This window comes from Embleya sp. AB8 (assembly GCF_049739465.1).
Lineage (GTDB): Bacteria > Actinomycetota > Actinomycetes > Streptomycetales > Streptomycetaceae > Embleya.
This window is the reverse complement of the sequence record NZ_JBMHHY010000020.1, coordinates 40,052-52,974: the sequence shown is the minus strand read 5'-3', so window position 1 is coordinate 52,974 and position 12,923 is coordinate 40,052. Positions and strand designations below refer to the sequence as shown.

9 protein-coding genes are annotated in these 12,923 nt (G+C 71.6%); 5 read left to right on the top strand and 4 right to left on the bottom strand.

Going from position 1 to position 12,923, the window contains the following annotated elements:
• Positions 1–173: 173 nt before the first annotated feature.
• Complete coding sequence (locus ABIA38_RS28315; RefSeq protein ID WP_424641685.1) at positions 174–1,172, bottom strand: asparaginase; 999 nt, start codon at positions 1,170–1,172, stop codon at positions 174–176.
• Positions 1,173–1,374: 202 nt separating this feature from the next.
• Here ABIA38_RS28315 and ABIA38_RS28310 point away from each other — a divergent pair, with 202 nt between their 5' ends.
• The 4 genes from ABIA38_RS28310 (at position 1,375) to ABIA38_RS28295 (ending at position 7,123) form a co-directional block, all read left to right on the top strand.
• Entirely contained in the window at positions 1,375–1,842 is a 468-nt protein-coding gene (locus ABIA38_RS28310; RefSeq protein ID WP_424641684.1) for a hypothetical protein, read from the top strand.
• Between the two features lie 243 nt (positions 1,843–2,085).
• Positions 2,086–3,324: an ROK family transcriptional regulator gene (locus ABIA38_RS28305; RefSeq protein ID WP_424641811.1), complete on the top strand. Its 1,239-nt coding sequence runs from the start codon at positions 2,086–2,088 to the stop codon at positions 3,322–3,324.
• Between the two features lie 136 nt (positions 3,325–3,460).
• The gene (gene dxs / locus ABIA38_RS28300) at positions 3,461–5,395 is read left to right on the top strand and encodes a 1-deoxy-D-xylulose-5-phosphate synthase (RefSeq protein ID WP_424641810.1); all 1,935 of its coding nucleotides are present in this window, start codon (positions 3,461–3,463) and stop codon (positions 5,393–5,395) included.
• Positions 5,396–5,653: 258 nt separating this feature from the next.
• Positions 5,654–7,123, top strand: coding sequence for an amino acid permease (locus ABIA38_RS28295; protein WP_424641683.1), 1,470 nt, complete (start codon positions 5,654–5,656; stop codon positions 7,121–7,123).
• A gap of 92 nt (positions 7,124–7,215) precedes the next feature.
• On the opposite strand, the gene ABIA38_RS28290 is transcribed toward ABIA38_RS28295, so the two are convergent.
• The 3 genes from ABIA38_RS28290 to ABIA38_RS28280 all read right to left on the bottom strand — a co-directional run bounded on the left by ABIA38_RS28290 (position 7,216) and on the right by ABIA38_RS28280 (position 9,597).
• The gene (locus tag ABIA38_RS28290) at positions 7,216–8,010 is read right to left on the bottom strand and encodes a hypothetical protein (protein WP_424641682.1); all 795 of its coding nucleotides are present in this window, start codon (positions 8,008–8,010) and stop codon (positions 7,216–7,218) included.
• 79 nt (positions 8,011–8,089) lie between these two features.
• Positions 8,090–8,419 (bottom strand): hypothetical protein, encoded by a 330-nt coding sequence (locus ABIA38_RS28285; protein WP_424641681.1) that lies wholly within the window; start codon positions 8,417–8,419, stop codon positions 8,090–8,092.
• 368 nt (positions 8,420–8,787) lie between these two features.
• Positions 8,788–9,597, bottom strand: coding sequence for an SDR family NAD(P)-dependent oxidoreductase (locus tag ABIA38_RS28280; protein WP_424641680.1), 810 nt, complete (start codon positions 9,595–9,597; stop codon positions 8,788–8,790).
• 547 nt (positions 9,598–10,144) lie between these two features.
• On the opposite strand from ABIA38_RS28280, the gene ABIA38_RS28275 reads away from it, so the two are divergent.
• Positions 10,145–12,808, top strand: a complete 2,664-nt coding sequence (locus tag ABIA38_RS28275; RefSeq protein ID WP_424641679.1) for a hypothetical protein — start codon at positions 10,145–10,147, stop codon at positions 12,806–12,808.
• The last annotated feature ends 115 nt before the right edge of the window (positions 12,809–12,923 follow it).

Here is a 12,923-nt window from a genome sequence, read left to right as displayed (position 1 = left end):
GCTCCTTCGGGGGTCCGGCCCGGTCTGCGTGCCCGCCGGTGTCGGCATGTCCGCGCCCGTGCGCCCGCAGGCGTCCACCTGCGGGCGCACGGGCGCGGACAGTTGGCGCGGCCGGTAGGTTTCCCGACCGGCCGCACCGTCAGTGTCGCGGTCGCCTCGTGTGGGCGACAGGTCTAGTTCACCGGTTCACCCAAAAGAGGGAACGCGCGGATCGCGCCGACCACCTCGCCGGCGCCGTACACCGGCGCCTGCGCGAAGGGGGCGAGGGTGCTCTCGTCCGCGCCCATGCGTCGCAGCAGCGCCGCGATCGCGACGATGTGCGCCCGCGTCGCCCCGTCCGCGATCTTGACCGCGGCCCCGCGCCCGTCCGGCAGGCCCACCGCGTACACCGCCTCCGCGCCGTCCTTGGCGAGCAGTCCCGGGATCGCCCGCATCAGGTTCGTCACGTCGCGACCGGTGCCCGCGACCCACTCCGGATGGGTGCGCATCGCATCCGCGATCCGCCGCTCGAGAGTGCCGTCGGCCGCCCCCGCGAAGCGACCGTACGACCGGGCGAGCCCCGCCGGCGAGAGGGCGAACAGCGGCGCCCCGCAGCCGTCCACGCCCACCGCCGCGACCGGCTCGCCGGCGACGTCCTCCACCGCCCGACGGGCGGCCTGCTGCAACGGGTGCTCCGGCGCCAGGTAGTCCTCGGTCGACCAGCCGTTGCGCACGCAGGTGAGCAGCATCGCGGCGTGCTTGCCCGAGCAGTTCATCGCGATCCGCTCGGGCCCCTTGCCGGCCGCCAGCCACGCGTCCCGCTGCGCCGCGCCGAGGGGCAGGTCCGCCACGCACCGCAGCGCGCTCTCCGACAGCCCCGCCAGGGCCAGGATGCGCCGGGTCCCCTCCAGATGGAACGCCTCACCGGAGTGGCTCGCGCACGCCAGGGCGAGCAGTTCGCCCTCCAGGTCGAGGCCGTTGCGCACCATCGCGAGGCCCTGGAAGGGCTTGTTGGCCGAGCGCGGGAAGATCGGCGCGTCCACCGCGCCGTGCCCCTCGACCACCGAGCCGTCGGTACCCGTCAGCACCGCGCTGCCGTGGTGTACCGATTCCAGGAAGCCGTTCCGCCACACGCCGACCAGCGGTATGTGGGCGAACGCGGCCTCGTCGCCGGTGCGGGCGGCCTGAATCACGGGTCCTCCTGAGGGGTCGTACGAGCGTCGGAACGAGCAGCGGGACAAGCGTCGAGCAGGCCTCGAATCAGGCGTCGAACACAGCCGGCGAGTGCGGGTGCGAGTGCGGGTCGCGGCGGGTGCGGTCGAACGCGAGTACGGGGGACACTCCTCCATGATCCACGCGTGCGAGGGTGGTCGAACACCGCGCATAATCGAACATATGTACGGCAATGGCGATCGCGACACCCCGGCCTGGGAACAGCCGGGCCGCTTCGCCCTTGCGCCGGCCGGAAACGGGACCGATACCAAGCCGCGCGGGCAGGACGGAATCGCGCCCGCGGACTGGCCGCGAGGTGTCCGGCCACCCGGTGCGCCGGGCTGGGAGCACTCCGCCGCCGCCTGGCTGTACGACCTGTGCCCGCCCGGATATCGAAGCCACGACGTACTGCGCAGATACCCGGTGATCCTGGCCCGGATGGCCCGCCGGCACGTGGCCGCGGCACTTGCCGCCGCCCGGCACGGCTACGGCACCGCGCGCGTCGACCTCGAGGAGGCGGTGACCGGCCGGGCCCTGGAGGAGACGTTGCGGATGTACGAGTACGAGGGCTCGCGCGCGGCGGCCACCGAGCGTGCGGTCCGGCTGGTCGCGGAGGCATTGGCGGGCGAGCGCTGGGAGCCCCGCATGTGACGCGCGCCATGTCGAGGGCGGCTCCGGCGACCGGTCGTCGGGCGGCTCTCGGCCGGGGCGAAAGGGGTGTTCGTAACGTTCCACGCGTCGGGCGTTCGCCGAGCGCCGAATAGCGGCCCGATCGTGACGCCGTGTTCAGGTTTGACTCTTCTGTGCGGGCGAGGGGCGCAATAGAGTTCAGAACTTGTACACGACCAGTGCGTCAGATGCACCGCGGCGAGGGGATCGCAGATGTCCGACGGCATGACCGGGGCCCACTTCCCGGAGGCCCAGTCGCCGGGGTCGCACTCGTCCGGGTCCCAGTCCTCGCTGCACCGGGCCAACCTCGATCGGGTTCTGCACGCGGTCCGCATGGCCGGGGCGCTCACCCAGGCCGACATCGCCAGGAGCACCGGTCTGTCCGCGGCCACGGTGTCGAACATCGTACGGGAGTTGAAGGCCCTCGACATGGTCGAGGTGACCCCCACGTCCGCCGGCGGCCGGCGGGCCCGCAACGTCTCGCTCAGCCGCGCGTCGGGCGTGGTCGTCGGCATCGACTTCGGCCACCGCCACCTGCGGGTCGCGATCGGCGACTTCGCACACCGGGTGCTCGCCGAGGAGCACGTCCCGATCGACGTCGACTCCTCCGCCGACGAGGGCTTCGCGCTCGCCGACCGCCTGCTCGGGGTGCTCCTGGAGCGCGCCGGCGCGGTGCGCGGCGAGGTCACCGGCGTCGGGCTCGGCGTGCCCGGCCCGATCGACATCGACACCGGCGCGCTCGGCTCGACCACGATCCTGCCGGGCTGGGTGGGCTGTCACCCACGCGAGGAGATGGGGGAGCGGCTGGGCCTGCCGGTCCTGGTCGACAATGACGCCAACCTCGGCGCACTGGGCGAACTGGTGTGGGGCGCGGGCGTGGGCTGTACCGAGATGGCCTACCTCAAGGTCTCCGGCGGTGTCGGCGCCGGACTGGTGATCGGCGGCCGGCTCTACCGCGGTCCCGGCGGCACCGCGGGCGAGATAGGTCACATAACGCTGGACGAATCCGGGCCGGTGTGCCGATGCGGCAACCGGGGCTGCCTGGAGACCTTCACCAACGCCTCCTATCTGCTCGACCTGCTGCGCGGCAGCCACGGCCCGGACCTGACCATCCAGCGGATGATCGAGCTCGCCAAGGCCGGCGACGCGGGCTGCCGGCGGGTGGTCGCGGACGCCGGCCGGCATGTCGGAGTGGGCGTGGCGAGCCTGACGAACCTGCTCAATCCGCAACGGATCATCCTCGGCGGCGACCTCGCCGGCGCCGGCGACCTGTTGATCGCGCCGATCGTCGAGTCGGTCGGGCGCTACGCCATCCCCAGCGCCTCGCGCCGGTTGTCGGTGGTCACCGGGTCGCTCGGCGAGCGCGCCGAGGTGCTCGGCGCGATGGCGATGGTGATGAGCGAGATGGCCCCCTTCGCCGTCGAACGTGCGCCCGAACCCCAGGTCGCCGGCGCCGCGACGTGACGTGTTCGGCACGGATGGCCCATCGCTGTACCCCGATGCGAACCATCCGCCGGCACCGCCACGTCTAGACTCGATGGACGCCTCTCCTGCACGCAGACCCGTGGGGGCGGTGACGGATCCGACGAAGGAGGAACGGGTGGCCCTGCTGGACAGCATTCGAGGACCCCGTGATCTCAAAGCCCTCTCGCCCGAGCAGCTCGCGCGGCTCGCGGACGAGATCCGCACCTTCCTGGTGGAGTCCGTCTCCAAGACCGGTGGTCACCTGGGTCCCAACCTGGGTGTGGTCGAGCTGACGATCGCGATGCACCGGGTGTTCGAGTCGCCGCGCGACAAGATCCTCTTCGACACCGGGCACCAGAGCTATGTGCACAAGATCGTGACCGGTCGCAAGGACGGCTTCGACCGGCTGCGCCAGGCCGGCGGCCTGTCCGGCTACCCCAGCCGGGCCGAGTCCGAGCACGACGTGATCGAGAACTCGCACGCCTCCACGGTGTTGTCCTGGGCCGACGGCCTGGCCAAGGCGCACCAGGTGCGCGGCCAAAACGATCGGCACGTGGTCGCGGTGATCGGCGACGGAGCGCTGACCGGTGGCATGGCCTGGGAGGCACTGAACAACATCGCGGCGGCCAAGGACCGCCCGGTGATCATCGTGGTCAACGACAACGAGCGCTCGTACGGTCCGACCCAGGGCGGCCTCGCCGACCACCTCGCCACACTGCGCACCACGCGCGGCTACGAGCGGTTCCTGGAGTGGGGCAAGGGTGTCCTGGGCCGCACCCCGGTGGTCGGCGGCCCGGTCTACGACATGCTGCACGGCGCCAAGAAGGGTCTCAAGGACGCGGTCGCGCCGCAGGGCCTGTTCGAGGACCTCGGGCTGAAGTACATCGGTCCGATCGACGGTCACGACATCGAGGCGGTGGAGAACGCGCTGCGCCGCGCCCGCGGCTTCGGCGGGCCGGTGATCGTGCATGCGCTCACCCAGAAGGGCAAGGGCTACGCGCACGCGGTCAACGACGCGGCCGACCAGTTCCACTCGGTCGGCGTGATCAACCCCGAGACCGGTCTGCCGGTGAAGAAGTCGGGCGCGTCGTGGACGTCGGTGTTCGCCGACGAGATGGTCGCCATCGCCGACGAGCGGGACGACGTCGTGGGCATCACCGCCGCGATGCTGATCCCCGTGGGGCTGCACAAGTTCGCCGCCAAGCACCCGGACCGGGTGTTCGACGTCGGGATCGCCGAGCAGCACGCGGTGACCTCGGCGGCGGGCCTGGCCACCGGCGGGCTGCACCCGGTCGTCGCGGTGTATGCGACCTTCCTCAACCGCGCCTTCGACCAAGTGTTGATGGACGTCGCGCTGCACGGGTGCGGGGTGACCTTCGTGCTCGACCGAGCCGGGGTGACCGGGTCGGACGGGGCCAGCCACAACGGCATGTGGGACATGTCGATCCTCCAGGTCGTGCCGGGCCTGCGGCTCGCCGCGCCGCGGGACGCGACGCAGGTGCGGGCGCAGCTGCGCGAGGCGATGGAGGTCGACGACGCGCCTACCGTGGTGCGCTTCGGCAAGGGCGTGGTCGGTCCCGACATCGACGCGATCGGCCGGATCGACGGGATGGACGTGCTGCGCCGCACCGGCCCCGAGCGCAACGGCGGCGGTGAGCGCGGCGACGTGCTGATCGTCACCGTCGGGCAGATGGCCGAGATCGGCATCGAGGTGGCCGACCGGCTCGCCGACCAGGGCATCGCGGCGACCGTGGTCGACCCGCGCTGGGTCAAGCCCGTACCGGCCGGGCTCGCGCCGCTCGCGGCCCGGCATCGGCTCGTGGTCACGATCGAGGACAACGGGCGCGCCGGTGGCGTCGGTGCGGCGATCGCGCAGTCGCTGCGGGACGCGCGGGTGGATGTGCCGTTGCGCGACTTCGGCATTCCGCAGGAGTTCCTCGACCACGCCGAGCGTCCGGAGGTGCTGGCCCGGATCGGCCTGAACGCACAGGACATCTCGCGTCAGGTGGTCGAGGAGATGGCCTCCAAGACCGCGGACGCGCCCGCCGAGCAGCACGAGACGACGGCCTGACCCAGGGCCCGACGGGTCCGCGCACCACCACGATCTCGGGGTGCGGGGCGGGAAGCCACGGCTTTTCGTTCCGCACCCCGAGATCGTTGCCGTTTTTGTGGAAGTCGGGGAAGTAGTGGGAGGCGCGGGAGGGTTCGGCTTCCGGGGTCATCGGCGGCGGGTTCGAAGATCACCCTTACGCGCCGAGGACCGGTCACCCGCAGCCGGTAGCGCGCGCCTCGATCATGGCAACGGTCTCCGCCACCAGGAGGTGCTGCCATGGCCAACACGTTGTTTCGCACCAAGAACATCGAGCAGTCCATCCAGGACACCGATGTCCCCGAAGGGCACGGTCTGCGCCGGGAGTTGTCCGCGCTGGACCTGATGGTCTTCGGGGTCGGCGTGGTGGTCGGCACCGGCATCTTCGTACTGACCGGTACAGCCGCGAAGGACTACGCGGGTCCGGCCGTCGCGCTGTCGTTCGTGTTGGCGGGGTTCGTCTGCGGGCTCGCCGCGCTGTGCTACGCCGAGTTCGCCTCCACGGTCCCGGTGGCCGGTTCCGCGTACACGTTCTCGTACACCACGCTCGGCGAACTGCCCGCGTGGATCATCGGCTGGGACCTGATTCTCGAACTCGCGCTCGGCGTCGGGGTGGTCTCGATCGGCTGGTCGGGTTATCTGACCTCGCTGCTCTCGCAGGCGAACATCGACCTCCCGCAGGCGATCCGGGCCGCGCCCGGGGACGGGGGCAAGGTCAATCTGCCCGCGCTGCTCCTGGTGTTCGCGGTCGCGGTGATCCTGGTGTTCGGCGTCAAGCTCTCGGCGCGGTTCAACCTGGTCATGGTCACCATCAAGATCACGATCGTGCTGCTGGTGATCTTTGCCGGGCTGTTCTTCGTCAAGACCGGCAACTACACGCCGTTCGTGCCCGATCCGCAGCCGCCGAGGGCCGGTGAGGGTGGGCTCAAGGCGCCGCTCGTGCAGACCCTGTTCGGGTTCCAGCCGCAGATCTACGGCGTGATGGGGATCTTTTCCGGCGCGGCCCTGGTGTTCTTCGCGTACATCGGATTCGACGTGGTCGCCACCGCCGCCGAGGAGACGCGCAAGCCGCAGCGCGACATGCCGATCGGGATCCTGGGCTCGCTGGTGATCTGCACGATCCTGTACGTGTCGGTGTCGCTGGTCGTGGTGGGCATGCAGCGCTACGACATGTTGTCGTCCGCGGCGCCGTTGGCGGAGGCGTTCCGGTCGGTGGGCAAGGGCTGGATCGCGACGGTGATCAGCGTCGGTGCGGTGGCCGGGCTGACCACCGTGTGCATGATCTTGATGATGGGGCAGAGCCGGGTCTTCTTCGCGATGAGTCGGGACGGGCTGTTGCCGCCGTTGTTCGCGAAGGTGCACCCCAAGTACGGCACGCCGCACGTGAGCACGATGCTGATCGCGGTGGTGGTCGCGGCGATCGCCGGGTTCACCCCGATCCACGAGATCGACGTGATGGTCAACATCGGCACGCTGTTCGCGTTCATGGTGGTCGCGGCGAGCGTACTGATCCTGCGCCGGACCAGGCCCGACCTGCCGCGCGCGTTCCGGGTGCCGTTCGTGCCGTGGCTGCCGATCCTGTCGATGCTGGCCACGTTGTGGTTGATGCTCAATCTGAGCAGTGAGACGTGGCTGCGGTTTCTGGTGTGGATGGTGGTCGGCTTCGCGGTCTACTTCTTCTATGGGCGCCGGCACAGTCGGTTGCAGTGAGTGGTTAGTCGTGAGTGGTTAGTGGTGAGTGGTGAACGTGCCGGAGGTCGTGGGTCGACCACGGCCTCCGGCGGCGGCTGGGTTCTCGGGGGTCAGGTCCAGAGCCGGTCGGTGTAGGTGTCGGTGCCGACCACCGTGGGGATCCACGGGGCGCAGTAGGTCACCTTGCCGATGCCGGAGGCGTCGATGCGCCGGGCCCACTCCGCGAAGGCGGGCCAGCTCGCGCGCGGGTCGCCCTCGAGGAAGTAGAGCTGCATGCTGCGGGTGGCGGCGTTGGGGTCGCGCGGTACGAACGCGGGGGCGTCGTCCTTGAGCGGGACCGCGGTCCACGCGGCGACCGAGGCGATCGGCGAGCCGGCGAGGAAGTCCGGCACGTGGGCGGAGAACCACTGCTCCAGATCCTGCTGCGAGGTGCCTTCGGCGCGCTGCACGGTGAGCGAGACCAGGCCCTGGTAGTTGCGGTCGAGGGCGAGTTCCAGCGGGACCGGGTCCTGGTCGCGGTACCAGCGACGGTCGTGCAGGTACATCCCGGTGTGCGCGTGGATCCGGTGTCGGAAGCCGCGGTCGTTGCCGTAGAGCCAGTTGACCTGGTCGACCGCCCACGCGTTCCACTCGTCGAACTGGCCGTCGTTGATCCAGTAGATCGCGACGTAGGAGCCCGCGTCGATGCTGGGGACCACGTCGCTGTCGGCCGGGAAGCGCAGCGCCTTGAGGTCGGCGGTGGCCACCCACCGGCTGCCCGCGAGCAGGCCGGGTCCGATCATGCAGCCGGCGTAGTAGTGGTCGCGCTCGTACCAGCGGTTGTAGCTCACCTCGTGGCCGCGCTCGGGGTCCACGGCGGTGAACAGCATGCTGCCCACCCTGATCGGATATTCCACGAAGCTCATGACTGCCTTTCGGGTCGTGCGACGACACGTGTGGGGGACGGACGTGGGTATGGGGGTGGGCTCGGTCGGGACGTGGTGGTCAGGTCCGGTGGCGGAATCGGGTGGTGCGGTGTTCCGGATCCGTGTCGAACCTGGGGACGACGTGCTTGCCGAACAGCTCGATGGTCTTGAGCGTGTTCGCGCGGTCGTCGCAGCCCGGGTCGAGGACGAGCCGGTCGACGCCGACCGACTCGTCGGCGCGGACCGCGGCCGGGACGCCGTCCGGATCGCCGCAGATCGACGCGCCCGCGTCGGCGGCGAATTCGACCGGCTCGGGGGTCAGGTCGGGGATCAATTCGGGCCGGCAGGGGATGCCCTCGGGGTGCGGGAAGGTGTCGTGGTGGCGGTAGACGTTGCGGGTCGGATACATCGGCCGGGCCGCGACCGCGTTGGCGATCGCCCGCTCGCGGGGTGTCGGCGACGAAGCCGGTGCCGACCGCGAGCACGTTGTCGTCGACGAAGTCGGCGATCGGCTCGGCGTTGCGGATCTCGCGCTTGCAGCCGGACACGAGTCGCTCGGCGCGCGCCGGGTGGCCGATGGAGAAGCCGAGTACGCCCGGGCCCATCCGGGCGGCCATCTCGTGCCGAATTCCATTGCGCTCCCAGTTCCGCGGTCAGGTCTGGACAGGTCCGGTCCGGTCGGGGCGGGACGGCCGGTCGGGTGCTCCGGGACGGGGCTTGCGGGCGGGGTCGCCGGCGGGGGCGGTCGCGAGTGGTGGTCGCGGGGGTGGTCGTGGTTCAGGGGGTGAAGGTGCCGTCGGGGCGGCGGACCCAGCCGGAGGCGGCCATGGTGCCGCCGTCGACGTGCAGGGTCGTGCCCGTGACGAAGCGGGCGAGGTCGCCCGCGAGGAACACGATCGGGGCGGCGCAGTCGTCGGTGTCGCCCAGGCCGAGGGGCACCTTGGCGGCGTAGTCGTAGGCGCCCTCGTCGGTCTCGAAGGCCTCCGCGAGGCCGGCGTCGCCGGGGGTGGGGATCGCGTCGGGGGCGACGCAGTTGACCCGGATGCGACGGTGCGAGAGTTCGAGTGCGAGCGACCTGGTGAGTTGCTCGACGGCGGCCTTCATCGCGGCGTACACCGCGAAGCCGGGCGCGGCGCGGAACGCCTCGATGCTGGTGACGTTGACGATCGACCCGCCATCGCGCATGAGCGGGGCGCCGTGCCGGATCACGTGTGTGACGGAGGTGAAGTTCTCGTCGACCAGTGCGGTCTGGCCCTTGGGGCGGATGTCCAGGAACGGCGACCAGAATCCACCGCCGGCGTTGTTGACCAGGATGTCCAGTGGGCCGAGTGTGGTGTGCGCCTCGTGGAGGAAGCGCTCGACGCCGTCGCCGTCGCGGACGTCCAACTCGGCGGCGAACGCGCGCCGTCCGGTGGCCTCGATCGCCTTGGCGGTCTCCTGTAGGCCGACGGGCTCGCGGTCGCAGACGGCGACGTCCGCGCCGAACCTGGCGAGTGCGACGGCCGTCGCCGCGCCGATTCCCCGGGCGGCGCCGGTGACCACGGCGACGCGATCGGTGAGCAGGGCGGCGGAAGGGTCGAGCGGCACGGGGGCACCTCACTGTGGATCGCGTACGTAGTCGCCTCGGCGCGGGGCCGCCGTCGTGGGCGGGTTCTGCGCTGGGGTCACCATGCCACCTGACGACCCGTCACTTGAAGGGAGACGGCTGTCTTTTTCGACCCTGGCGCGTCGGTGGTAACGCGGGCCCGCACGCCACCTGACGGTCAGTCAGTAGGAGTGGCGGACATCACCGGCCGGCGGATTGCGTGCGAGGGGGTCGGCGGGTGGTGGTGGAAACGGTGCGGGTGATGCGGTTGATGCGGTTGGAGCCGGCGGGCGCGGGCGCAGGCGATGGTGGGTGCGCGTGCGGGCGGCTCGGTGCTGGTTTGTCGGGCGGATGGTTGCGGGCGCGGGCGCGCGGGCGTTGCCTTGCGGGTGCGGGTGCGGGTGCGGGTGCGGGTGCGGGTGCGGGTGCGGGTGCCGGTGCCGGTGGTTGGGGGCGGCCCTGTGGGTGTGGGAGGGGGCTGTTTGGGGGTTCGCATGGATTGTCCGAAATCCATGCGAAGTGGTTGTCGCGGTTACTACGCTCTGCGACGTGGCGCTATCTCCCGATTCCTGCGGCATCGTGGCCGACTTCGGAACGTGGCTCGCGCGGGCGGGGCGTTCCGCCCGGGACGCCGAGCGGATGATCGATGTCCTCGGCACGTTGCTCGATCTGCGCGTGGCGTGCCTGCGACTGGACGACCACACGCGTTGGCGGGCCGGCGACCTGAATACGCTGCTCGAGACCCTCGTGCCCGCGCACGTCGCGCTGCCTCGCGACGACACGGTGGTACTGGTGGTGCCCGCGCTGCGGCTGTTCCTGGAGTTCCTGCGGGAACGCGGCTCGCTGCACCAGGACACCGATCGGCTCGACCCGCTGTCGGCGGTGCTGGACCGGCACGAGGACGAACTGCCGGCTCGGATGGCGGACGCGACCTGCTGGGGATCGGCGAAGAAGCTGTTCGTGGCGGGCTACGCGACCGGCGCCGGACGGGGGCGGGCGTTGCCGGCGGTACGGCTGCCGGACGAGCGCGAGTTGGCTCGCGCCGCGTCGACCGCGCCCTCGTTCGCCGCCGCGCTCACCCTCGCTCGTTGGGTCGGTCGCGGGCGCCCGGTCACCGCGACCGGTGTCCTGAGGTTGGCCCCCGCGGCGGAGGCGGCGCTGGTGCTCGGCATCGAGGAGCCGGTCGCGGGCGTTCGCAGTGCGCGTGACGTGGAGCCGTTGCATCACGTGTGGTCGATCGCGTGTACGGCGGGGCTGATCGAGGTCGGGCGTACGGTCGCGACCGCGGGCGCGCTCGCCAGGGCACTGGCGGTCGGGCGTCCGTGCGACGTGTTGCAGGTGTGGTCGAGCCTGTGGGAGGGCGTCGCGGCGGGCGAGGCCACCGGGCGGCCCGCGGTGCGTCGGGCCGCGCATGTGCTGCGTGGAGGTGATGTCATTCGCGAGTTGCTGCGCGAGTTGTACGACCACGCGGGTCGGTGGGTGCCGATGGGCGGACTGTTCGAACTGCTCTCCTATACGCCCGACGGGCGTCCGCGGTCGCCCTCGGTCGCCGACCCGGCGCTGTTCACCGGTCTGACGCTGGCTCATCAGATGGACGACCTGCGGGCGTTCGGGATGTTGGAGATTCGCGAACTGGTGGGTGGTGGGGCACCGTTCATGGCCGTGCGGCTGACCCCGCTGGGGCTGTACGGGCTGCGCACGCGCTTTCTCGAACTCGGCGTGCCCGCCCCGCTCAGCGGACCGGGCGGCCCGACCGAGCCGGCGTTGCCGCCGCTGTACGTGCCGCCCCGGGCCGAGTGCGCGTTGGCCGCGCGGATGTCGCCGCTGCTCGCGCAGGCCGCCGCGCTCGCGGAGTACGTCGAGGCGCACGGGCCGTTGCCGATCACCCACGAGGGGGTGCCGGCGACCGATGTCGCACGTCGGGTCATCGCCGACCTGGGCCTGCCCGTGCAGCCGCCGCGGGTGGCGGGCCCGCCGCGCACCGCCCGGGACGAACACGCGTTGCATCGGCGTTGGACGCTCGCCCTGGGCACCGGGTTCCTGGCGCTCGCCGGCGGCAAGGTGTACGTCGCGGACGGCCTGCGAGTGTGGCGCGAGGGCGGCGACGCCGAGTTGATCGCGCTCGCCGCTCGCGCGATGGTGGTGGTGGCCGAGGACAACGCGACGTTCGGTGAGGTGCACAACGAGCGGTGGGACGTCCCCGAGGGGCTCGCCGCGTCGCTGTTCACCGGCCTGGTCCAACTCGGCGGCCCACTACCGGTGTCCCTGTTCGTCGGCTTGGCGGTGCGTCGTGACCTCGACCACGTGGTCCGCGCGCTGCCGGCCGAGCCGCCCGTCGAGGACGAGGCGTTCGCGCTGGGGCGGATCCTGGACGCGCCGAACCTGGTGCGGGAGATGGGCCGGCTGTGCGATCCCGCCACCCCGGGCGCGCCGTTCCCACCGTCGTCCCCGTCCCTGTCCCCGTCCTGGCCGGCCGAGCCGACGCCCGCGGAGTTGCTGATTCGGGTTCGCGCCGGGGTGATCCTGCTCGCGGATCGGCTGGCCGCGCTCGGCGTCGTACGGCGCACCGCCGAGGGCATCACGTTGACCGGCCTGGGCGGCACCCTCGTCCATCGGATGTTTCGCGAGCAGGGGCTGCCGGTCGCCACCGTCGACGACTACACCGCGGCGTCGGGCGCGCGGCTGTTGAGCGCGATGGGGGCGTGGCCGCGACCGATCGCGACGCGTACCTTCGCGAGTTGGATCGCCTGCCGCCCGGTCGCCGGCGCGTTGTCCGAGCTGTGTGCGGTGGCGGGCGCGGCGGGGCCCACCGAACGGCTCATGCTCTTCGCTCACGTGGGTGACGCGGACCTGCCCGAGGCCGCCGTCGAACAGGCCCTCGACGAGGCCGGCGCCGACCCCACGCTGGCCCCGCACGTGTGGAATTGGCGGCTCACCCATGACCGCGATGTACCGCCCGCGACGCTGCGCACGCTGGCCTGGCTCACCGCCGACAACGCCGCCGCGGCGCTGTCGGGCCGACACGAGGCGGCCGTACTGGGCCTGCTCACCGAGGTGACGGGCAATCAGGGCCCGGGCGCCGACGTGGTCTTCGGGGAGCTTGCGACCATGGGCCACCCCTGCGCCGAGGACGTCCTGCGCTTCGCCGAATCCACCCACCCCGACCCCGACGTGGCCCGAGCGGCCCGCAGAGCCCTGCACCGCCTGCGCTGACCACCGCCTGCGACACACGGGCGTTCCGCGTGAGCAGTGAGCCGTGAGACACGAGCCACGAGCCACGAGCCACGGCTCGACGCGGCCCGACTCGCCCGCCCGGCCCGCGTGGCCC